Genomic DNA, 23,933 nt, shown 5'->3' with positions numbered 1-23,933 from the left:
CCATTCCATTAGTATTACCAATGTATTAGCTATCCCTAATTTATACCCAAAGTCATTGAGGTTGCAGATTGGCGGCAAATGAACTCTACGGATTTAACGTGCGCGTCGCACCTTGTCACTGTAATAACGCAACATTTGACGTAAGGTATCCAAAGTTACCGGTTTAGATAAACAGTTATCCATACCCGCTTCAATGCAAAGTTGTTTGCCTTCTGCCAATGCATTAGCCGTGACGCCAATCACCGGGAAATTCTGATTCAATTGCCGCAGGCGCTGCGTCAAACGATAACCATCCATATTGGGCATATTCACATCGGTCAGCACAATATCAACGTCATTAGTACTCAGTACCGCCAGAGCATCCAACCCATCATTCGCTGTAATTACTCGATAGCCCAATGTTGTAAGCTGGTCTGCCAATAGTCGCCGATTGATAGGATGGTCATCCACAACCAATATTTGCAGGTCAGCATTATCATCTTGATTAGCTTTTGGGGCTGGCAATTGCAGTGACGTATTATCAACCAATGGTTGTTCAAGTAATATACTATCTAATAATGGGATGATTTCCAGCAGCGTGGATGTACTCAGCAACCAATATCCTGGCCGTGTTTCTTGCGGCAAGCCAATATGTTCGATGGATAGCTGAATCCAAGCCGACAGCGGCGAGTTTATTTGTGGTCGATGATCACAAATAAGCACTTGTTCCTGCAAAGTCTGTTCATTGTCATAGCGTTGAATGGTTGCGCCGAAATGACTTAATAGATCGAACAAATAGCTTTCGAGGCGCGCATTGCGAATATCCAACCACAATACTTTTCCTTGCCAACGATCACTTTGTGGCAATACCGTATTTTTAGCCTGATACAACGGAATACGAATAGCAAAAATACTGCCCATTCCTAGCTCAGAAACAACCTCAACGTCCCCGTCCATTAAGTTGACCAACTTCTCACAAATAGCCAAACCTAATCCCGTACCTTGAAAATGGCGCTGAACCCCAGTCCCCACCTGGAAGAAAGGATCAAATAGCTGATTTATTTCGCGCGCATTAATTCCCACCCCAGTATCCCGCACCCGGAATTCCAGATAATAGCCACGGACCCGAACCTGCAAGATAATGCAGCCAGTATCGGTAAATTTAATAGCGTTATTCAACAAGTTAGAAATCACTTGTTGCAAGCGAACCGCATCCCCCTGCATCAACCGAGGGACATCTGGCTCAATAAAGCAATACAGACCTAAGCGTTTTTTCACAACTAGAGGTAAATAGTTCGCCGTAATATGCGTTATCACCTCCACGGTAGAAAACTCGCTCGGCTCAATTTTTAGTTGCTCAGATTCTATTTTGGAGAAATCCAGAATGTCGCTGATAATTTTCAGTAATAGGCCAGACGAGTTATTCATTGCGGTGACTAACCGGTCAACACCTTGAGGCAACTCTTTGGTTTGCAATAAATCGAGGTTACCAATAATGCCATATAGCGGGGTTCGCAATTCATGGCTGACTGTCGCCAAAAACATCGATTTTGATTGACTGGCCTGCTCTGCTGCGGCGGCCATTTCTTGCAATGACTCTTCCATTTTCACCCGCGAACTGACATCGACCAGTACACAGATAGCCACATCTTCATTGCGATAACGCGAGTGAACAAAGCTGATTTGCAGATTATTATTATTACTGGTCATCACATCGACAAAATTTGCTTGCTGCTCACAAATAATGCGCGTAATTCGCTCGCGATCCTCATTTGTCAGTAAGTTAATATAGTTATGTGCTAATTCATTACTGAGGATATTGGTGCCATCACTAATCCGTAGGATGGAAATTCCCACCGGCGCAGAAGCCACAATTTTGCGGTTAAATTGTTCATGCTCTTCCAACCTTAAAGCATTATCTTCAGCCGGGTGGAACATTTTCCGCTCAAATAACCAGGCCAGGGTGAATATCACCACAGCAGAGAGCGCATTGAGCAATAATGCATTAAAAATTAATAGCTTGAATATCTCTATAATGGTCTTAACAGGTAAAGAATAAGCAATGCTGAGTGTGGATGGCAGTAAATTCTTTTTCAGAATAAGATAATTGTAATCATCTACATAGCCAAAATAAGATGGGGTGTCTGGATAATCATTCAACATTGAGGCAGAGCGCTCCCCGGTGGCTAACCGTAATACGGGTTCATTGTCTTGCCCCAGTAGAGTCACACCCACGGGCAGCGGCCCTGACGAGATAAAGTCCTCCAAACGGATAGTTTGCTCAGTGCCCACTAAAGCTTCTAACTTGTTGCCGACATAAAGTGGGCTAATGACATATAAGGTACCAATGTCAGGCCGCACGCCAGGGACAATCCAATACAGTGGGCCGTCTTTATCCTGATTATTGGCCTCACGATATTTTAAAATATGTTCATTCAGTGATTTAAGTAAACTCTCATGCTCCATAGGAACATTACGAATATCGAAGTCCACCATGCACAACGTGTCAGTGCCGATGAAGAATATCCGGTTAAGGTCATAGGCTGCGGCAAAGTTCTCTTTCCAGTACAAAATAAGGCTACTGAGAGAATCTAATGATGAGTGACGGGATGAATTCAGTGTGGTGCAGTCGGCTTGTGAGTTGAGCGGATAATATTTAGGTGTTGTCTTACTTTTGACAAAAGCACCCGCTGCAATATCACTACTCGCCAAATTCTGGTTTAAGTGGTTCTCCGCCATGTACTTGATATCGCGAATAATATCGGAAGAATGCCGGATATAGCTCTGCGCCTGATCAAAGTTAGTATTATATTCCTGACGGATATCAGATTTTTTCTCGTTAAGAATGTTAAGAATATAAAAGGTAGTGAGCAGCGCGCCAAGTGACCATAGCATGACGGCCAATACCCGAAATAGGTAACGGGATATTTTTAGTGTGGTGCGAAATGAAGAAAGATATTTCAATCTGATACCATGGTTAAAGCATCGCCGGACAGGTTGTGTGAGTAACACAATACACTACCAATAAGCCATAAAAAAGCCAGCTCGTAAGCTGGCTGTTTCATTTACAGATGATGCATTATGCGTTGTCGTCTTCTGCTTCATCGGCAGCAGGTTCATCTTCTTCTGGTGTATTCAGTGCCGCGTTTTCTTCGCCACCTTCTTCACCGTCCAATGATTCACCATCAAGGATTTCATCATCCTCTTCTGGCTCTGCTACACGTTGCAGGCCGACCACATGCTCATCTTCCGCTGTGCGGATCAGTGTCACACCTTGGGTATTACGACCCACAATGCTCACTTCAGAGACGCGGGTGCGCACCAGAGTACCTGCATCCGTGATCATCATGATTTGGTCAGTTGGTGTCACTTGGACGGCACCCACTACTTTACCATTACGTTCACTGACTTTAATGGAGATAACCCCCTGAGTCGCACGGGACTTGGTTGGATACTCTTCCACTGCGGTACGTTTACCGTAACCATTTTCAGTTACCGTCAGGATTTCGCCATCACCACGTGGGATAATCAGAGAAATAACCCGATCATCGCCATTGAGGTTGATACCACGGACCCCGGTTGCAGTTCGGCCCATAGACCGCACCTGTGTTTCCGGGAATCGAACCACTTTACCCAACGCAGAGAACAGCATAACTTCATTGCTGCCGTCGGTCAGATCCACACCAATCAGCTCATCGCCTTCATTCAGATTGACGGCAATAATACCGGCACTGCGTGGGCGGCTAAACTCGGTCAATGCGGTTTTCTTCACGGTACCGCTGGCGGTAGCCATAAAGATGTGGCGACCTTCTTCATATTCCCGAACCGGCAGAATGGCGGTAATACGCTCATTTGGCTCAAGCGGCAATAAGTTGACGATCGGACGTCCACGAGCACCACGACTGGCTTCCGGTAACTGATAAACCTTCATCCAATAGAGACGACCACGACTGGAGAAGCACAAAATAGTATCGTGGGTGTTGGCAACCAGCAGCCGATCAATGAAGTCTTCTTCTTTGATACGTGCTGCAGATTTACCCTTACCACCACGACGTTGAGCTTCGTAATCAGTCAGCGGTTGATATTTGACATAACCCTGATGGGACAATGTCACGACCACATCTTCCTGATTAATCAGGTCTTCGATATTGATGTCAGAGGTATTCGCAGTAATTTCAGTGCGGCGAGCATCATTATATTGCTCCTTAATTGCCACTAACTCTTCGCGAATCACTTCCATCAAGCGCTCTGGATTTTCCAGAATAAAGATCAACTCACCAATGATGGTCAGCAGCTCTTTATACTCATCCAGCAGTTTTTCATGCTCCAGGCCGGTCAGTTTCTGCAAGCGCAGATCCAAAATTGCCTGAGCTTGTTGCTCGGTGAGGTAATACTTGCCGTCACGAATACCGAATTCAGCTTCCAGCCATTCAGGGCGGGCAGCATCATCACCGGCACGTTCCAACATTGATGCAACGTTACCTAATTCCCATGGGTTGGCAATCAGGCCAGCTTTCGCTTCCGCAGGGGTTGCTGCACGGCGAATCAATTCGATAATCGGATCGATGTTAGCCAATGCAATCGCCAGCGCTTCAAGGATATGCGCGCGGTCACGAGCTTTACGCAGTTCAAAAATGGTACGGCGTGTCACCACTTCACGGCGGTGGCGCACAAAGGCAACCAGAATGTCTTTCAGGTTAAGCAATTTAGGCTGCCCTTGAGACAGAGCCACCATATTGATACCGAAAGTCACCTGCAATTGCGTCAGAGAATAGAGGTTGTTAAGAACCACTTCCCCAACTGCATCACGTTTGATTTCAATCACGATACGCATGCCGTCTTTATCAGACTCATCACGCAACGCACTGATGCCTTCTACACGTTTTTCTTTTACCAGTTCGGCGATTTTTTCAATCAACCGCGCTTTGTTCACCTGATACGGGATTTCGTGAACAATAATGGTTTCGCGACCTGTTTTAGCGTCAGCTTCAACTTCAGCACGGGCACGGATATACACCTTGCCGCGGCCAGTACGATAAGCTTCTTCAATACCACGACGACCATTGATAATCGCAGCGGTTGGGAAGTCTGGCCCCGGAATATATTCCATCAGCCCTTCAATGCTGATGTTTTCATCTTCGATATAGGCCAGACAGCCATCAATAACCTCAGAAAGGTTATGCGGCGGAATATTGGTTGCCATCCCGACGGCAATACCGGACGAACCGTTAACCAACAGGTTAGGGATTCGGGTCGGCATCACGGCAGGGATTTGTTCTGTACCATCATAGTTAGGCACGAAGTCAACGGTGTCTTTTTCTAAATCCGCTAACAACTCGTGAGCAATTTTAGACATACGGATTTCGGTATAACGCATCGCTGCGGCGGAGTCGCCATCAACGGAACCGAAGTTACCCTGCCCATCCACCAGCATATAGCGCAGTGAGAACGGCTGGGCCATACGCACTATTGTGTCGTAGACCGCGCTGTCACCATGCGGGTGATATTTACCGATAACGTCCCCGACTACACGGGCCGATTTTTTATATGGTTTATTCCAGTCATTACCCAGTACATTCATCGCATACAGTACGCGACGGTGAACCGGTTTCAGTCCATCCCGGACATCTGGTAAAGCACGTCCGACAATAACGGACATCGCATAATCCAGATAGGAGCTTTTCAGCTCTTCCTCGATGTTGACCGGTGTTATTTCTCTGGCAAGGTCGCTCATTGAGCCGCTATCCCTCTACTAATTACCGGATTTAAAGGTACGAAACTATATCACAAAACCCTGATTTTGGCGAAACTACATTACGTTTGGGTGAAACAGCATTGCGCTTAAGTCGTAGACACAAAACTGCGCCAATTGATGGGGAACATGTATAATCTGCGCAAAGAAACACAACAGTGAGAACCCGTCATGCGTGCAGATACCACAGCTCCTCATCGCTATGTTGCTGAACAAATAAATGTCGATGAACAAGAAATCGCTAAGTTTGAGGCAGTTGCCTCCCGTTGGTGGGATTTAGAGGGTGAATTTAAGCCCCTTCACCGCATCAACCCCCTGCGTCTTGATTATATTTTGCAGCGCTCAGGCGGTCTTTTCGATAAGAAAGTGCTAGATGTGGGCTGCGGTGGCGGCATTCTGGCTGAAAGTATGGCGCGTGAAGGTGCACAAGTTACCGGGCTGGATATGGGCTATGAGCCGCTACAAGTCGCCCGCCTACATGCGCTAGAAACCGGCGTTAAACTGGATTATATTCAGGAAACCGTTGAAAGCCACGCGCAAAAGCGCCCGCAGCATTATGATGTTGTGACCTGCATGGAGATGCTTGAGCACGTTCCTGACCCCGCTTCTGTTATTCGCGCTTGCGCGCAGCTAGTCAAACCCGGCGGCCATGTATTCTTTTCGACTATCAATCGCAATACCAAATCCTGGTTGATGGCGGTCGTCGCGGCGGAATATATTCTGAAAATGGTGCCCAAAGGCACCCATGATTCGAAAAAGTTTATCCGTCCATCAGAACTTATCGGCTGGGTCGATCAAACTCCACTGCGCGAGCGCCATATTATCGGGCTACACTACAACCCGATAACTGACCATTTTAAGCTCGGCCGTAACGTCGATGTGAATTATATGGTTCATACTCAAATGGCAGACGATAGCACCGCTGCATGACGTATAAAAACTAAACAATGCCCGATAGATTTCGCGTTGTGGTTAACATCACTGCGGCGCGAAAGATAAAGGGTATTTCCAGCGTTTAATAAATCGGCAAACGGTCAAAGTTTTAAGATTTTCAGCAGAATCTTATCCCCCAGATTGGCAACCGAAGATCGCCAGTGCTGACGCAGGTTGTGAGGGTTTCGTAACAATTCACCCCCAAGTTATCCACACAATTCATCGATCTTGTTCACTTGCCAAAAGTCTCAATACTCACTATCTTGTTATCTATCTACTACCCACCCCCTATATATTGTGTTTACATACTGAACAATACACTACAGCCTCAATGATTATCGCAATCATGGAGAGCGTAAATTTGTGCTGTATAGACATAGAGTAAGGGGGAAAAAAGGTCCCGAACACATGAACCAAAGCCTACTTGTTACTAAACGCGATGGCAGCAAAGAACGCATCAATTTGGATAAAATCCACCGGGTCATCGACTGGGCCGCGGAAGGTTTACATAACGTCTCAGTATCTCAAGTAGAGTTGCGTTCACATATTCAGTTTTATGATGGTATTAAAACTGCTGATATCCATGAAACTATCATCAAAGCGGCAGCGGATCTGATTTCGCGCGACGCACCGGATTATCAGTATCTGGCCGCACGTCTGGCCATTTTCCATCTGCGTAAAAAAGCCTACGGTCAGTTCGAGCCACCAAAATTATTCGCCCACGTGACGAAAATGGTGGAGATGGGCAAATACGACAAGCATCTGCTGGAAGACTACACCGCAGAAGAGTTCGAACAGATGGACACTTTCATCGACCATTGGCGCGATATGAACTTCTCCTATGCGGCGGTTAAGCAGTTGGAAGGCAAATATCTGGTGCAGAACCGCGTCAGCGGCGAGATCTATGAAAGTGCCCAATTCCTGTACATTCTGGTTTCTGCTTGTTTGTTCTCAAACTACCCACGCGAAACCCGTCTGGATTACATCAAGCGTTTCTATGATGCGATTTCTACCTTTAAGATCTCGCTGCCAACGCCGATTATGTCTGGTGTTCGTACCCCAACTCGCCAGTTCAGCTCTTGCGTGTTGATTGAATGTGGTGACAGCCTGGATTCTATTAATGCTACCTCCAGCGCCATTGTGAAATATGTGTCACAACGTGCCGGTATTGGTATCAATGCGGGTCGAATCCGTGCATTAGGTAGCCCAATTCGTGGTGGTGAAGCTTTCCATACTGGGTGTATTCCCTTCTACAAACACTTCCAGACAGCCGTTAAATCCTGCTCACAGGGTGGTGTTCGTGGCGGTGCGGCCACCTTATTCTATCCAATGTGGCATTTGGAAGTTGAGAGCCTGTTGGTTCTGAAAAACAACCGTGGCGTTGAAGGCAACCGCGTGCGTCATATGGATTACGGCGTACAAATCAACAAACTGATGTATCAGCGCCTGTTGAAAGGTGAAGATATCACGCTGTTCAGCCCATCCGATGTGCCGGGGTTGTATGATGCGTTCTTCGCCGATCAGGATGAATTTGAGCGCCTTTATACCAAATATGAGCAAGACAGCAGCATCCGTAAGCAACGGGTGAAAGCGGTTGAGTTATTCTCTCTGATGATGCAAGAACGTGCCTCTACTGGCCGTATCTATATTCAGAACGTGGATCACTGCAACACCCACAGCCCGTTTGACCCGAAAATTGCGCCGGTGCGCCAGTCAAACCTGTGTCTGGAAATTGCGTTGCCAACCAAGCCGTTGAATGACATCAACGATGAAAATGGTGAAATCGCGCTGTGTACGTTGTCAGCATTCAATTTAGGTGCCATTGACAGCCTTGATGACTTAGAAGACTTGGCCGTGCTGGCGGTACGTGCGCTGGACGCCCTGTTGGACTATCAAGATTATCCGATTGCTGCGGCACAACGTGGTGCTATGGGCCGTCGTACCTTGGGTATTGGCGTGATTAACTTTGCTTATTATCTGGCGAAGAATGGTGTTCGTTATTCCGATGGCAGCGCCAACAACCTGACTCATCGCACCTTTGAAGCTATTCAGTACTATTTGCTGAAAGCCTCGAATGCGCTGGCTCGCGAGCAAGGTGCTTGCCAGTGGTTCAACGAAACCACCTATTCACAGGGTATTCTGCCGATCGATACCTATAAGAAAGATTTGGACACTATCAGCGACGAACCGCTGCATTACGATTGGGAAACGCTGCGTAAAGATATTCAAACTTACGGCCTGCGTAACTCCACGTTATCTGCGCTGATGCCGTCCGAGACCTCTTCGCAAATCTCCAATGCCACCAATGGTATTGAGCCACCGCGTGGATATGTCAGTATCAAAGCATCGAAAGACGGTATTCTGCGCCAGGTGGTTCCTGAGTATGAGCGCCTGAAAGATGCATACGAACTGCTGTGGGATATGCCAAATAACGACGGTTACCTGCAACTGGTCGGTTTGATGCAAAAATTCGTCGATCAGGCGATTTCAGCTAACACCAACTACGACCCAACCCGCTTCCCGTCAGGTAAAGTACCGATGAAGCAGTTGCTGAAAGACTTGCTGACGACTTACAAATTTGGCGTAAAAACCCTTTACTACCAAAACACCCGTGATGGTGCTGATGATGTGCAGGAAGATATTCAGAGTCAGCCTGGTGATGATGACTGTGAAGGCGGTGCATGTAAGATCTGATTTTTAGTTTAGGCCCTCCCCCGGCTGGCGCGTATGAGATCACGCACCAGCCGGGGGATGAATCATTTTGTCGCTAAATACAGAATGTCATGGGCCTCTCTTCATTTGCCCTTTGCTGTTCCCTGAGGAAATCATGGCCTATACCACTTTTTCGCAAAATAAAAATAACCAGTTACTCGAGCCGATGTTCTTTGGTCAACCCGTCAACGTGGCGCGTTTCGACCAGCAAAAACACGCTATTTTCGAGAAACTGATCGAAAAACAACTGTCGTTTTTCTGGCGTCCGGAAGAGATTGACGTCTCTCGTGATCGTATCGATTATCAGAATCTGCCAGAACACGAGAAACACATTTTTATCAGCAACCTGAAATACCAAACCTTGCTGGATTCTATTCAGGGCCGTAGCCCTAATATCGCCCTGTTGCCAATTATCTCTATTCCTGAGCTGGAAACCTGGGTTGAAACTTGGTCATTCTCTGAAACCATTCACTCACGTTCTTACACCCATATCATCCGCAATATCGTTAACGACCCTGCGATTGTTTTCGATGATATCGTGACCAACGAAGAGATCCTTAAACGCGCGAAAGATATCTCGGCGTATTATGACGACCTGATTGAGATGACCAGCTACTACCATCTGTTAGGGGAAGGAACTCATCAGGTTAACGGCAAAACCGTCGTGGTTAACCTGCGCGAGCTGAAAAAGCAGCTTTATCTGTGCCTGATGAGTGTGAATGCGCTGGAAGCTATTCGTTTCTATGTGAGCTTTGCCTGCTCATTTGCGTTTGCTGAGCGCGAACTGATGGAAGGCAATGCGAAAATCATCAAAATGATTGCGCGCGATGAAGCCCTGCATTTGACAGGTACCCAGCATATTCTCAATCTGATGCGCTCAGGTGAAGATGATCCGGAAATGGCTGAAATTGCTGAAGAATGCCAGCAACAGTGCTATGACTTATTTGTTCTCGCCGCACAGCAAGAGAAAGAGTGGGCTGAATATCTGTTCCGTGACGGCTCGATGATTGGTCTGAATAAAGAAATTCTGTGTCAGTATGTGGAATATATTACGAATATCCGCATGCAAGCTGTCGGTCTCGGTATACCATTTAATACCCGTACCAACCCGATTCCATGGATCAACTCGTGGTTAGTTTCCGATAATGTGCAGGTTGCGCCACAGGAAGTTGAAGTCAGTTCTTATCTGGTCGGTCAGATTGATTCAGAAGTCAGTGCTGATGACCTGAGTGATTTCGAGTTGTAATCGATGAAATTTCTTGTCACGTTGAGCACCAATGGTGCTCAACTTATCTCCCCTGCCAATAGCCGCAATTTGCTGGAAACGCTCGAACACCATCAGATACCCATCGAGTACCAATGCCGTTCCGGTTATTGTGGCTCTTGCCGCCTACGTTTACTGAAGGGTGAAGTCTGTTATCAACAGCAACCGCTGGCCTTTATCCAGGCCGGTGAGATCCTGCCCTGCTGCTGTCAGCCAAAGGGTGATATTGAAATCGAGCTTTAGTGATAGACCGTCATCAAAAAATATTGTGCCGTCAAAACATAAGCTTGGCGTATTCCTCATCAGTAAAGTTCGGAATTCACCTATAATCAGACTCCCGGTTGTGTGATATTTTGCCTCCGGTATTACCTGATAAACCATAGGGACAAAAGATGAAAATAGTATCAATTGCGATAACCAGCCTGTTAATGGCAGCATCGGCCAGTACTATTGCTGCCACAGAGCAGCCGCTCAATCGGCAGCAGCCGTTAGAGAAGATTGCGCCTTATCCACAGGCTGAAAAAGGCATGAGCCGCCAGGTAATTTTCCTTGATCCACAAGAAGATGAAAGTCGCTTCAAAGTTGAATTGCTAATCGGAAAAACACTTGAAGTTGACTGTAACCGCCATATGCTCGGCGGCAATCTGGAAACCAGAACCTTATCTGGCTGGGGATTTGATTATCTGGTGATGGATAAAATCTCAGAACCGGCCTCTACCATGATGGCCTGCCCAGATAATACGCGCCGTCCGCAATTTATCGCCGCCAATCTGGGTGATGCCGGGATGCAGCGTTACAACAGCCGCTTGCCTATTGTGGTGTATGTACCGCAAGGCGTTGACGTGAAATACCGGATTTGGGAAGCAGGCAACGAAGTCAGAAGTGCACAAGTGAAATAATCCTGCACGATAGAGTACCTAGCACAAAAGGCAGAATTGATATTCTGCCTTTTTGTCTCTCCGATAACTACAACATCTCAACCACTTCCAACCAGCCGTGTTGACCGCAGACTGGGCTGCCTTTCAGCCAACGGCGTAACATATCCAATGCCAGCATGGCACTACTTTCCTGACGAATGCGTAAACCATGGCGACTGGCTTGATAACGTATTGTCTGGGCAAAAGTCCCATCAGGAGTATGTAGCGCCACACTCAGACAGTCATTTTGCATCGCACTCACGGCCAATACCACCTGCGCAGCACACAGCATAGATAATGACTGGGCGCGGCTGGCAACTTCGGCTAAAGATTCCTGACAATGGGCTGGCAATAGCTCGCCCCCGGCCAATGGCGTACTCGCGCTTTGTAACTGCCAGTACATTAACCCAGCAGTAAATTGCTCACTGACCGCCAACAGCAATCCGCGCAGCGTCAGTTGCTCGGCCAACAATGCCGGTAAGCCCTGCGTACCCTCGAAGATGATACTCTCACCCACTACTGCCCTGACCTGCTGCCACACTTGCTCCATGGCTGGGCGCTGTGAGGCTGGCCCGGTTAACTTCAATTCAATGATAGGTGCCGATGAGCGATAACCGAGCACCGCTCCTTGTGGGAGTGGCAATGGATCTAATTCCAGCGCCAAATCACTTTCTGAGCGACCAAAGGTGGTCATTCGTAAGCATAATGGCGGTTCGTCCACATCAAAATGCTGGCGTAACCGCGGCATAATCTGCTGCTCAACCATCACTTTAAATTCTGACGGTACGCCAGGCGTAAAGAACATCAAACACTTATTAAGCTGTAATGCGAAGCCGCAAGCAGTACCGACCGGATTATCCAGCATTTCTGCATTGGCTGGGATATGCGCTTGTTTACGGTTGGTCGACGACATCACTCTGCCGCGCTCATGAAAGAAAGCCTCCATGCGTGCAATCCATTCCGGATGCTCAATGAGTTCAGTTCCGGCTGCCCGTGCCGCAGCCAAGGCACTCAAATCGTCACTGGTTGGCCCAAGTCCACCATTCACAATCAACACATCGGCAACCTGGCTACGCTCAGTTAACACCTCAATAAGAGCCGAGAGTGAGTCACCGACGGTTTCCCTACTGCTGATGGGTAATCCCTGATTAAACAAATAATTTGCCAGCCATGCAGCATTGGTATCAATAATCTGCCCATGCAGCACTTCATCCCCGGTACTCAACATCTCAACTCTGATCATTTTCTTCTCCGTTCAACCCATACCATTCACTTTATGAATCTCAGCACCTAAACACAATCATTTCCCGTCAGGAGAAAAAATAAGCGCAATAAATGTATCTGTTTTCATATACCTACCAGTGTAAATATAAAATTACACCATTCGTAACGTCGATTTGACACAAATAAGCCAATCCACTACTCTGCTGCACTCAATAATTCCAATAAATTGTCATGTAGTAGAGGAAAACGTGAAGAATCGCACTCTGGGCAGTATATTTATCGTTGCCGGTACCACCATTGGTGCCGGTATGCTAGCGATGCCACTGGCCGCCGCCGGTGTTGGCTTTGGCGTTACCCTTGCGCTATTAATTTCTCTATGGTTATTAATGTGTTACACCGCACTGCTGTTGGTTGAAGTTTATCAGCATGAAGCGGCAGATACCGGGCTGGGTACCTTGGCTAAACGTTATCTCGGCAATCGAGGTCAATGGATCACCGGCTTTAGCATGATGTTTCTGATGTATGCACTGACGGCAGCCTATATCAGTGGTGCTGGCGAATTGCTGGCAACCAGTATCAGCCAATGGACTCAGCACTCATTTCCCACCTCACTCGGTGTATTGCTGTTTACATTGGTTGCCGGTGGAGTGGTCTGTATCGGGACTCACTCGGTCGATTTGTTTAACCGCATTTTATTCAGCGCCAAAATTATCTTCCTAATTGTGATGTTGGCATTGATGATGCCACATATTGAAAAAACCAATTTATTAACGTTGCCATTGGAACAAGGGCTGGCTCTCTCGGCTATTCCGGTGATCTTCACTTCATTTGGTTTTCATGGCAGCGTGCCAAGTATTGTTAATTATATGGGTGGCAATATTCGTAAGCTGCGCTGGGTATTTATTATCGGCAGCGCCATCCCACTAATTGCTTACATTTTCTGGCAGTTGACCACGTTAGGATCTATTTCATCCCCGACTTTTATGAGTATCTTGGCGCAACAAGCTGGGTTGAATGGGTTATTACAAGCAGTTCGCGATGTAGTGGCCTCACCCCATGTTGAGTTGGCGGTTCACTTGTTTGCCGATTTGGCGCTGGCCACCTCATTTCTGGGGGTCGCATTAGGGTTGTTTGATTATCTAGCTGATTTATTTAAACGCCGTAATTCAGTACGCGGCCGCCTGCAAACGGGAGCCATTACCTTTGTGCCACCGCTGCTGTTTGCGCTGTTTTACCCACGCGGTTTTATTATGGCGCTGGGCTTTGCCGCCGTCGCATTATCAGTGCTGGCGTTAATTCTACCTGCCATGCTGGCGTGGAAAGCACGAAAAATTCATCAGGGAAGTTATCGGGTCTGGGGTGGGAAACCGGCACTGGCCGCGGTATTTGCTTGTGGAGTTGTGGTCATTAGTATTCAGGTAGGGATTGTCACTGGCGCACTCCCCGCAGTGGGGTAAGCTTTCCCCTGTAAACACAACCCGTAAGGTGTAGCGAGCTAAGTCAGTCTGAGTGCGCCCAGCGCGGAGTGCCCCAGAGTGTACGCAATAGTACACGAGGAGGCCGAGCACTGCGCAATCTCAGAGTGACGACGCGCAGTAGCCGCTAATTTAAAACCAGGGAATTAGAAGTTCAAGCCAGCGCCGATATACACCCCATCCGCCAGGCGATTATCGCGATGGCCTTCTTTCCCTTCCATATTGATATAGCGATAACCAACATCAACAGTCAGTGGGCGGAAGATGCTCCAGCGCAGGCCACCATTGGCTTCGCTGTAAGATTTCATACCGCTGGTCAACTCTTCAGGGGCGAAATAGCCTTCACCGTATAAAGTGAATGACTTGTTGATTGGATAGGTTAAACCGCCGCCAATCGCAATCGCACCACCATTGCTACCGTCTTCCGGTGACATATAAATGCCTTTTCCACCGACAGTGGCCATCATTGGGCCAATGGGTAAATTGAAGCCCAGCCCCATGCCATAGATATCGCCGTCATGGTCGCTACGCGCCCAGTTACCACTGACTGCCAAGCCGCCAGTATTAGTGCCAAGGCCGAACCCTAAGTTGGTGTAATGACGCCCGGTTTCGGCGTTGAAACTCACCGCACTGGCTGAACCCGCCACAAACAGCAAGCTGGCAGCGCCCGCAATTAAATGCTTCTTCATATTATTCTCTCATTATTCGTGATGTCACCCATGAGCAGACTCTGGCTAACAGGTTTTTCTTGTACCGAGTTTAACCGAAAAAAATGATTAAATACCCCTATTTTTCATATGATTGTAAATAGTAATGTAATTTATATGTCTAATGTTGGCGATGGTAATGATAAGGCGTGCCTATTTGCTGAATCGCGGCAATAAGGCTACAACTAGTGTGGAGATCAAAGAATAAATCCCTGATGTTGTTTACGTTATTATCTTTTCAATCAGGCTTTTGGTGAAATGTAATGCTTTAAAAAACCCGAAAACGCAATCAATTCAACAGCTATACTGGAGAAAATGATGAGCAAAAAGAAAGGATTGACGACCGCAGCTGGTGCTCCCGTTGTTGATAATAATAATGTTGTCACTGCTGGCCGACGTGGCCCGATGTTATTGCAAGACGTGTGGTTCCTGGAAAAACTCGCCCATTTCGATCGCGAAGTTATCCCTGAGCGCCGCATGCATGCTAAAGGTTCTGGTGCTTACGGTACGTTTACCGTGACTCATGATATTACCCAATACACGCGAGCAAAAATTTTCTCCGAGATCGGTAAGCAAACCGACATGTTTGTTCGCTTCTCGACCGTCGCTGGTGAACGTGGTGCTGCGGATGCTGAACGTGATATCCGTGGTTTCGCCATGAAATATTACACCGAGGAAGGCAACTGGGATTTAGTCGGTAATGACACGCCAGTGTTCTATTTACGTGACCCGCTGAAGTTCCCCGACTTAAACCACGTAGTAAAACGCGACCCACGAACCAACCTGCGTAACCCCATTTATAAGTGGGATTTCTTCTCCCAGTTACCCGAATCGCTACACCAGCTCACCATCGACTTCAGTGACCGTGGCCTGCCAAAATCTTATCGCCACATGCACGGGTTCGGCAGCCATACTTTCAGTTTTATCAATGCCAATAATGAGCGATTCTGGGTTAAATTCCATTTCCGATGCCAGCAAGGCATTGAAAATCTTATGGATGACGAGGCTGAAAAACTGGTTGGCACAGACAGAGAAAGCTCCCAGCGTGACTTGTACGAAGCTATCGAACACGGTGACTTCCCGCGTTGGAATCTACAGATTCAGGTGATGCCAGAGCACGAAGCATCACAAACACCTTATAATCCGTTTGACCTGACCAAAGTGTGGCCGCACGGCGATTATCCATTAATCGATGTGGGTTACTTTGAGTTGAACCGTAACCCAGAAAACTACTTCGCCGAAGTTGAGCAAGCTGCATTCAACCCGGCCAACGTCGTTCCAGGGGTCAGTTTCTCCCCTGACCGGATGCTGCAAGGCCGTCTTTTCTCCTATGGCGATGCTGCACGTTATCGTTTAGGGGTTAATCATCATCAGATCCCAGTAAACAGTGCCAAATGTCCATTCCACAACTATCATCGCGACGGTGCAATGCGTGTTGATGGTAACAGTGGCAATACCGCGACTTACGAACCAAACAGCTTTGGTTTGTTCCAGGAACAACCTGATTTCAGCGAGCCACCACTAACCCTGGAAGGGGCTGCTGACCACTGGAATCACCGCGAAGATGGAGATTATTTCTCACAACCACGGGCGCTATTCAACCTACTTAGTGAAGAAGAGCATCAGCGGATGTTTGCCCGCATTGCCGGTGAGTTGTCGCAAGTACCTGAAGAGATCCAACGTCGTCAGGTCGCCCTGTTTACCCAGGTTCATCCTGATTACGGGAATGGTGTGAAGAAGGCGCTGGGATTAAATTAAGACGTTTATATTTGCGAGTTGGTAGGTTCGGTTGATGTGGGATTTATGCTCAACTGACCTCCAGCATCTCAACCAGTCAAGGGTGTGTGAGCGCATACCCTTGACCATTATCCCCTACATCCCAGTATTGACGACTGAGCAGTAGGTGAAATTCTTCTTTAGGTCACCTGACTGACAGAAACAATGCCCTTGTCCCAGATTATCTGATGCAGAGAGGACGGAATAATGCTGGTTATCATCTTTGGCGTGAAAAGCCCCCAGCAGACGCCACCAGAATGACGGACTGATCGATATGTAACCCCGGTCTCGCGGGCGCTGCGCAAACCAGCACCAAATACTTGAGCTTCACGGTAGTTGGTCGGATGATAATAATCATGTTCGTCCGGCAGGCTGGTCACGTCCACGAAAACCGCGCCACCAAGTTCAGTCGCAAGACAGCGGTACTCAAAGCACTCAAATTTTAGCTCCGGCACATTCTGCCAGTAACGTTCGCAGTGATACCGCACCTCTGCGATCGCCGTATCTTTGCTGTCCCCAATGTAGTAAACCCCATAGTCACCGTTCGAAAAACGGCTCCCATCAGGATTAACATGAGTAAAAGCGGCCATAGCATAGTGTGCACCGGGTATCCCAAGTACCCATTCTTCACGAGAAAGTAGATTGAGATTACCCACTTCGCTTGATAAGCGAGGATTCGTTATCTCTTGAATTTCAAATAGAATATCGAACTCTTCTGGGTTGGCAACATCTGCAAAAATGGATATTGGGGGATACTTGGTGTGAATCAGACGATAACCTTTGATGGGAACTACCGCCGTCCTGGCGATTTCAGGATAAATCATCCAACCAGCCCCCCACGAAGCACGTCGATGCGCTTGGCCACCTCATGAAGATGACCAAACTCACCATTCTCAATGAGTGATAATGGGGTCATGCCATTAAAGAATGGGTTGTTGTTGCTCATAGTCATGAAACCATAGACATTTTCGGGATTACTGAATACAACGCGCAGAGCAGAGTGAATATTCAGCAGGTAACTGATTCTGGTCAATTGGTCATGACTTAGGGAGGCGGTTTTAGTCGCCTTGCTGCGGTACTTGTAGAAAGTCGCCTTGGAGAGTTGCAGGATGTTTTGTTGTTGCTCGGCAGAACATTCCCATTTATCCATGATGTTCATAGCAGCCCTGACAGCGATCAGGTCACGATGACTACCCGCTTTTGCCGCTGGGTTAAGAGACTTCGTCATGTGATTTTCTCCTGATCATCTGATGGGTCACTGAGTCTCATGATAGACAAATCATTAACTTTTGTCCACATGCAGACTCTAACTTCTAGCGACTCAGATCAAACGACTCACATACTCAGCCACCAATCGCCGCGAAACCTTAATTCCGCCGTTTTTTAGCTCGTCAGGTAAGCGATAAAAAGCCACCGGGCGCTGGAATACCGCTAATTGTGGCCTAAGCCAATCTGCTAGTGCCATTTCATCCACTGCCAGGTTGCTATCAATAACGGCTACCGGGCGATGACCGAATTCAGGGTCGGGGACCGGCAGTATAAAAGCTTGCTGTATGCCGGGATATTGCAGTAAAACCCGCTCGATATCCTCTGGCTGTATCCCCTCACCGCCACTGAAAAATACATTATCCAACCGCCCAAGGATCCGCAGTTCGTCTTGTTGCCATATACCGCGATCACGGGTGTGGAACCAGCCATCACTATCGGTCAGTGGTTGTAGCTGGCCGTGTCGCCAATAACCGGCAGCCAGGCAATCGGCTTTGACCCAGACTTCCTCCTCGACCAACTTCACTTGCCGACCTGCAAGGGCGACACCGACACCGGGTAAACCGTCAGCCCGCTTGGCACAAACTGTCGAGGCGGCTTCAGTCAAACCATAGCCACACCAACAACGGATACCACGAGCTTCGGCTTGCTCGGTCAGTTCAGTTGGGATACTCGCCCCCCCTAGCAGCACCTCTTTCAAGCTGAGCTTGCTGTCGCCCCCCTCTAACAGACGCCAGAGTTGGGTTGGCACTAGTGATGCATGGCTACATCCGACTAATGCCTCAGAGAGGCTCATGCCAGTTTGCACCACCAACCTGGCCCCAACACTTAACCAGCGCCAGACAATTCCCTGCCCCGAAACATGAAATAACGGTAACGAGAGCAACCAACTGTCAGTTGCCGTGAAATTCATGAGCTGCAATACCCCCGCAGCACTGGCCTGATGGGCCGCAAGAGTATGTACCGCCGCCTTGGGTAAACCCGAGGAGCCAGAGGTTAATGTCATGGTCGCTAGCCGTTGGCTATCCCATGGCACCGCCTTTGGCGCACAATTCTCGGTACTGAGGTGCAGTGGAAGAAAGGTTAATGGCGCAGGCAGTGGATCAGCCAGATTCAGCATAAAATCAATATCAAGCTGTGGCAGCAGTGATGCTAACAACGCCTCTGGCAATTGAGGATTCAGGGGTAAAACGCGCGCCGCACACCGCAACCCAGCCAGATAGGCCAGCAGCAATGAATAGCTATTTTTACCCCGCAACACGATAGCGCTGCCGGGCGCCACACCTTGCTGCTGAAAAGCAGAGGCCAGATTATCAATATCAGTCGCGAAGTGTTGCCAACTGATCAGTTGTGACCCCACACGTAGCGCCACAGCCTGAGGCCGTTGATTGGCCCAATATTGCCAGGGCCAGTCGTTTAGCTGTGCCATAACACATCCAGTTGGTCCACGGTCACTAACGGCAAACGGCTCTCAGGCCATTGGCGTATTAACTGCGCTTGCATCAAATCCAGTGTATCCAACCCCGGAATAGTTGCTGGCGTCAGCCAGTTCGCCAACCGCGCCAACTGAGTCAACCCCAGGCTCGACTCTATACTGGAGCTGATAACTGCCACCAAGCCTGCCTGATGCGCTTGCTGCACCAGTTGTTGGCAGCGTGCGATACTGCCCACTAAGCTCGGTTTGATAACAATCGCGGCAACACCAGGCTCGGCTTCCACCTGAAAATCAGCCTCGCGAACACTTTCATCCCAGGCAATAGCAATCCCGGTGTCACGGGCAAATTCGCGCGATTCAGCACGGGTTTTGCACGGTTCTTCCAGAAAGGCAATGCGCGAACGCAGTTCAGGGTTCACATATTTGGCAAACCCATCGGCTTTCGCTCTGGTCCAACTGCGATTAGCATCCAGCCGCAGTGTTAAGTCTGGTAAAGCCTCCAGCAACACATTGACGACCATACCGTCACGCACCGCTTCATACAAACCGACTTTCACCTTGGCAACTTTCTCACCGGGCAGTGCCTGAAGCACGGCAAACAACTCATCAGGATCGCCAGTACAAAGTGGCGCTTTGCGGTAATCTGCGGTCATTGGCAAGGATTGCTCAAGCTCTGCTTGCGCGCAACTGAGGCCAAAAGCCACCGAAGGCAGTATGTCGAGTGAAAGATCCTCCCCCTTTACCCAGTGTTGTAGCCACTGGGTGGCCGCCGTTTGCGCCTGATCCAAGGTTTCCTGACTGAACTCCGGCAGAGGAGCAATTTCCCCCCAGCCGGTTTGTTCGCCTTGCTGCAACTTCACCAATAATCCATCGCGGCTTTTCAGCCGTTGATGACGCAAGATCACCCCGGCTTCCATCGGAATGCTATAGCGGTAAAGGGTAGCCGCGCGCATTATGGATTACGCTTGAATTTGCTGAAGTCCGGCTGGCGTTTTTCATTGAATGCATTACGCCCTTCCTGACCTTCATCTGTCATATAGAACAGCATAGTGGCGTTACCCGCCAACTCTTGCAGGCCCGCCTGACCGTCGCAGTCAGCATTCAATGCCGCTTTGAGGCAACGCAGCGCCATTGGGCTGTTTTGTAGCATTTCACGGCACCAGCGCACGGTCTCTTTTTCTAATTCAGCCAGCGGCACCACAGTGTTGACCAGCCCCATATCCAGTGCTTGTTTAGCATCGTATTGGCGGCACAGGAACCATATTTCGCGCGCTTTCTTCTGGCCCACAATACGCGCCATATACGCCGCGCCCCAGCCACCATCGAATGAACCCACTTTCGGGCCAGTTTGGCCGAAAATAGCGTTATCGGCGGCAACGGTAAGGTCACACATCATATGTAAAACATGGCCGCCACCAATAGAATAGCCAGCAACCATGGCAACAACAGGTTTTGGACAGGTGCGGATCTGGCGCTGGAAATCCAGAACATTCAGGTGATGAACACCACTATTATCTTGATAGCCGCCGTAGTCGCCACGGACTTTCTGGTCGCCGCCAGAACAGAAGGCTTTTTCACCTTCACCGGTCAGAATGATCACGCCGATATTGTCATCATAGCGAGCATCAGCCAGCGCCTGGATCATCTCTTTCACGGTTAACGGGCGGAATGCATTACGCACATGTGGACGGTTAATGGTGATTTTGGCAATCCCATCGCTGGATTTGTGATAACGAATATCTTCAAACCCATCGGAGCAGTCCTGCCATTCGATGGCGGCGTACAGTTGTTCTTCACTCGGATAAAGCATAGTAAGCATTCCTTTAACGGGGGAGGGGCAAAAATGAAGACTGTGATAAAAATGAAAGTACCTGTGCGGCGAAAGCGCCGGGATTTGCCCGATGTGCATTGTGCCCAGCGCGGGCCAATGTACGTAATGGCAACTTGAATTCCTGCGCCAATCGCTGGAATTTATCATCTCGTGCGCCACACAGATAAGTATAGGGGATGCTGAGTCGCTGCAAGGCCGGTAACAGCCAAGGCTGATGCCCAAGTGAGGTGGCTTCCAGCATATCGGCCACTGCCGGGCCATGGTTAGCGGCGCGCAATAACACCAATTGTTCCCGCTGTTGCGCATCTAAATCAGCAAACACATCCTGCTGATACCAATCTGCCAATACTTGGGGCAAAGGTTCGTGACGAAAACGTTGTGCCCACTGGCGGTCTTGCTGTAATCGCTGACCACGTAATTCATCACTTTCCAGCCCGAGGTTTCCCCCTTCAACCAATAGCCCCTGCATACCACGATGGCTACCATAGCAGGCATGATACATCGCGATTCTGCCGCCTAAAGAGTAGCCTGCCAGCCAATACTCGCGAATGCCGTTAGCCTGCAATGTTTGTGCTAACTGGCGGCTGATATCAGCAAAGCCGCTGGTGGTCAGAGCGGCAGACTGACCGTGGCCCGGCAGGTCAACAAGCAGTGAGGGATAATTGCCACACAATTCAGCCACTGGCAGCCAATCCTGACCGCTACCCAATAAACCATGCAGCCAGACCAACCATGGCCCGGTATGTTGCCGCGTAGAAGATTGCGGATACGGATCGAGTTTACGGCAAGCCAGAGTCATAGTTGGGCCACCTGTTGAACCAGTTGTTGCAGCGTTTGCGCCCCTTGGCTTGGTGGCACCACCACTTCAATCAGCGTCACACCGCCGTGTAGCCAGCATTGTTCTATCTGCTGTTGTAGCATCAACATACTTTCTGGCCGAGCATAACCTAAGCCAAACATGGCAGCTGCATGCTCAAAATTTACATTCTGTGGCATGCAGTAAAAGCGTTGGCGGTCAGCTTCTGGTGTCGGTAACAGAGAGAAAATCTGCCCGCCATTATTGTTCACCACCAACAGCACCGTCGGCGCTGAACTTTGGCGCAGTAATGTAAGGGCATTAAGGTCATATAAAGCCGATAAATCCCCGACAATCGCCAGCGTCGGCTTGGCAGTGGCTCGTTGAACACCAGCGGCGGTCGATAACAAACCATCAATGCCGCTGGCCCCACGGTTACTGTAAACCGGATAGCCCGCCGGTAATTGACCTAAAGCATCAATCAAGCGAACAATCAAACTGTTACCAACAAAAAGCTGGCCATTATCCGGCAATAATTCGGCCAACTGATGTGCCAGTGCCGCCTCACTGAATTGGTCGTTTAGTGCTTGTGCCACATGGGCATGGGCATTTTCTGACCATAAAATAAGTTCGGTTGCCCACGCAGTACGGCGCTGTGCCGGGTGCTGTGCCAGCCACTCATTCACTGGCGAAATAATTCTACGCCCACGATGATGAGCCGGATCAAGGCGGCCCGGTAATGAATCCACCAGCCAATACTCCTGCGGCTGGCACTGTTCCTGCCATTGCAACAGGCGCTTGCCGGTCAGGCTACTACCAAACTGCAAGACTATCTGTGCCTGTGCCAGAACACGTTGAGCGCCTGGATGCTCGAGCCACAGGTCAGCACAAGGTAATGGCTGGCCGGTTTGTGACAGAACATCGCCAATCAATGGCCAGCCCAGCAGTTGTGCCCATTCAGCCAGTTGAACCCCCTCTTCGGCACTCATACGACCGGCAATGACCACACCACGTTTTTGACGCCAAGAGAACCAATCAGCTTGTTTTATCTGGGGTAAATTGCGGGATTGACGTAGCCACGGGTGGCAATCTTGCCACCAATCACCCAAGCTGGCAGACCAATCTGCATAAAGTTGGTCATCACCGCCATAGAGTGGCTCCGCAAATGGGCAGTTAATATGTAGACCACCATGATGTAACTGCGCCATTGCACTGTCGAGGGTCGATACCAGCCAACTGGCCGGAATATCCGGCGTCGGTCGTGGTAAATTAAGCGTGACAGTGGGGTGGCTGGCAAACAGACCTTGTTGGCGAATCGCCTGATTAGCCCCGCAATCAATTAGCTCCGGCGGACGATCAGCCGTCAGTAATATCAAACGCTCCCCCGTCAGCCCAGCCTCAATTAAAGCCGGATAGAGATTGGCGGCAGCAGTGCCTGAAGTGACAATCACGGCGACCGGTTCAGTGGAGGCTTTCGCCAATCCTAAGGCCAGATGCCCTAAGCCACGCTCATCAAAATGGGTATGGCAAACCAGTGACGAGTTCGCGGCAGCCGCCAACGTTAACGGTGTAGAACGGGAACCCGGAGCAATACAAATATGACGTACACCGTGGCGAGTTAACGCCTCCAGTAGTAATGCCGCCCAACGACGGTTAAAAACGCTTGTCGACATGGTTCGCCCAAAAGTCAGTTAACAGACACTGCGATCCCGATAATCAGCTCGAGGAACAAAATTGTTCTCTGAAAAATTCCGGAGTGACTGATTAATGGTTAAATTTTTACCGATCTATACAACATAAGCAGCTTATATTTGCCGAGTTGTGACCTTTTTTGACAGTTTACACCTGCCGCAGGGGAGCCACAAT

Annotated in this window: 18 protein-coding genes; 7 read left to right on the top strand and 11 right to left on the bottom strand. The window is 48.9% G+C overall.

Going from position 1 to position 23,933, the window contains the following annotated elements; genetic code table 11:
• Window positions 1–93 precede the first annotated feature (93 nt).
• Window positions 94–2,943, bottom strand: coding sequence for a two-component system sensor histidine kinase RcsC (rcsC, locus tag DJ58_RS16050; protein WP_004708704.1), 2,850 nt, complete (start codon window positions 2,941–2,943; stop codon window positions 94–96).
• Between the two features lie 115 nt (window positions 2,944–3,058).
• Window positions 3,059–5,713 (bottom strand): DNA topoisomerase (ATP-hydrolyzing) subunit A, encoded by a 2,655-nt coding sequence (gyrA, locus tag DJ58_RS16055; protein WP_004708706.1) that lies wholly within the window; start codon window positions 5,711–5,713, stop codon window positions 3,059–3,061.
• Window positions 5,714–5,902: 189 nt separating this feature from the next.
• Here gyrA and ubiG point away from each other — a divergent pair, with 189 nt between their 5' ends.
• The 5 genes from ubiG to eco all read left to right on the top strand — a co-directional run bounded on the left by ubiG (window position 5,903) and on the right by eco (window position 11,539).
• Entirely contained in the window at window positions 5,903–6,661 is a 759-nt protein-coding gene (gene ubiG / locus DJ58_RS16060) for a bifunctional 2-polyprenyl-6-hydroxyphenol methylase/3-demethylubiquinol 3-O-methyltransferase UbiG (protein WP_004708707.1), read from the top strand.
• 411 nt (window positions 6,662–7,072) lie between these two features.
• Complete coding sequence (gene nrdA, locus DJ58_RS16065) at window positions 7,073–9,358, top strand: class 1a ribonucleoside-diphosphate reductase subunit alpha (protein ID WP_004708709.1); 2,286 nt, start codon at window positions 7,073–7,075, stop codon at window positions 9,356–9,358.
• 133 nt (window positions 9,359–9,491) lie between these two features.
• Window positions 9,492–10,622, top strand: a complete 1,131-nt coding sequence (gene nrdB / locus DJ58_RS16070) for a class Ia ribonucleoside-diphosphate reductase subunit beta (RefSeq protein ID WP_032910944.1) — start codon at window positions 9,492–9,494, stop codon at window positions 10,620–10,622.
• 3 nt (window positions 10,623–10,625) lie between these two features.
• Entirely contained in the window at window positions 10,626–10,883 is a 258-nt protein-coding gene (gene yfaE, locus DJ58_RS16075) for a class I ribonucleotide reductase maintenance protein YfaE (protein ID WP_004708713.1), read from the top strand.
• A 149-nt stretch (window positions 10,884–11,032) separates the two neighbouring features.
• Entirely contained in the window at window positions 11,033–11,539 is a 507-nt protein-coding gene (gene eco, locus DJ58_RS16080) for a serine protease inhibitor ecotin (RefSeq protein ID WP_004708715.1), read from the top strand.
• Between the two features lie 67 nt (window positions 11,540–11,606).
• Here eco and DJ58_RS16085 read toward each other — a convergent pair whose 3' ends face one another.
• A complete protein-coding gene (locus tag DJ58_RS16085) occupies window positions 11,607–12,800 on the bottom strand; it encodes a nicotinamide mononucleotide deamidase-related protein YfaY (protein ID WP_032910946.1) in 1,194 nt (397 codons plus the stop codon).
• Between the two features lie 229 nt (window positions 12,801–13,029).
• Between DJ58_RS16085 and tyrP the strand changes: the two genes are divergently transcribed.
• Window positions 13,030–14,238 carry a tyrosine transporter TyrP gene (gene tyrP / locus DJ58_RS16090; RefSeq protein ID WP_004708719.1) on the top strand — a complete coding sequence of 403 codons (1,209 nt, stop codon included), beginning with the start codon at window positions 13,030–13,032 and terminating at the stop codon, window positions 14,236–14,238.
• 164 nt (window positions 14,239–14,402) lie between these two features.
• Here tyrP and DJ58_RS16095 read toward each other — a convergent pair whose 3' ends face one another.
• Window positions 14,403–14,945 carry a YfaZ family protein gene (locus DJ58_RS16095; RefSeq protein WP_004708721.1) on the bottom strand — a complete coding sequence of 181 codons (543 nt, stop codon included), beginning with the start codon at window positions 14,943–14,945 and terminating at the stop codon, window positions 14,403–14,405.
• Between the two features lie 336 nt (window positions 14,946–15,281).
• On the opposite strand from DJ58_RS16095, the gene DJ58_RS16100 reads away from it, so the two are divergent.
• Entirely contained in the window at window positions 15,282–16,721 is a 1,440-nt protein-coding gene (locus DJ58_RS16100) for a catalase (protein ID WP_172460464.1), read from the top strand.
• A 158-nt stretch (window positions 16,722–16,879) separates the two neighbouring features.
• Here DJ58_RS16100 and DJ58_RS16105 read toward each other — a convergent pair whose 3' ends face one another.
• The 7 genes from DJ58_RS16105 to menD all read right to left on the bottom strand — a co-directional run bounded on the left by DJ58_RS16105 (window position 16,880) and on the right by menD (window position 23,740).
• Entirely contained in the window at window positions 16,880–17,563 is a 684-nt protein-coding gene (locus DJ58_RS16105) for an RES family NAD+ phosphorylase (protein WP_004708725.1), read from the bottom strand.
• Window positions 17,560–17,967, bottom strand: a complete 408-nt coding sequence (locus DJ58_RS16110; protein ID WP_032910948.1) for an MbcA/ParS/Xre antitoxin family protein — start codon at window positions 17,965–17,967, stop codon at window positions 17,560–17,562. The genes DJ58_RS16105 and DJ58_RS16110 overlap by 4 nt, the downstream gene beginning before the upstream one ends.
• A 93-nt stretch (window positions 17,968–18,060) precedes the next feature.
• Entirely contained in the window at window positions 18,061–19,434 is a 1,374-nt protein-coding gene (gene menE / locus DJ58_RS16115; RefSeq protein WP_032910950.1) for an o-succinylbenzoate--CoA ligase, read from the bottom strand.
• The gene (gene menC / locus DJ58_RS16120) at window positions 19,422–20,393 is read right to left on the bottom strand and encodes an o-succinylbenzoate synthase (RefSeq protein WP_004708729.1); all 972 of its coding nucleotides are present in this window, start codon (window positions 20,391–20,393) and stop codon (window positions 19,422–19,424) included. The genes menE and menC overlap by 13 nt, the downstream gene beginning before the upstream one ends.
• On the bottom strand, window positions 20,393–21,250 hold the full coding sequence (gene menB, locus DJ58_RS16125; RefSeq protein WP_032910952.1) for a 1,4-dihydroxy-2-naphthoyl-CoA synthase: 858 nt from the start codon (window positions 21,248–21,250) through the stop codon (window positions 20,393–20,395). Before menB ends, menC begins: the two co-directional genes overlap by 1 nt.
• A 13-nt stretch (window positions 21,251–21,263) precedes the next feature.
• Window positions 21,264–22,070: a 2-succinyl-6-hydroxy-2,4-cyclohexadiene-1-carboxylate synthase gene (menH, locus tag DJ58_RS16130; protein WP_032910954.1), complete on the bottom strand. Its 807-nt coding sequence runs from the start codon at window positions 22,068–22,070 to the stop codon at window positions 21,264–21,266.
• A complete protein-coding gene (gene menD, locus DJ58_RS16135; RefSeq protein ID WP_004708732.1) occupies window positions 22,067–23,740 on the bottom strand; it encodes a 2-succinyl-5-enolpyruvyl-6-hydroxy-3-cyclohexene-1-carboxylic-acid synthase in 1,674 nt (557 codons plus the stop codon). The genes menH and menD overlap by 4 nt, the downstream gene beginning before the upstream one ends.
• Window positions 23,741–23,933: the final 193 nt, after the last annotated feature.

The sequence above is a fragment of the Yersinia frederiksenii ATCC 33641 genome (assembly GCF_000754805.1).
Taxonomy (GTDB): domain Bacteria; phylum Pseudomonadota; class Gammaproteobacteria; order Enterobacterales; family Enterobacteriaceae; genus Yersinia; species Yersinia frederiksenii.
Note: the sequence above shows the minus strand (reverse complement) of the source record. Positions and strands in the feature narration are given on the sequence as shown.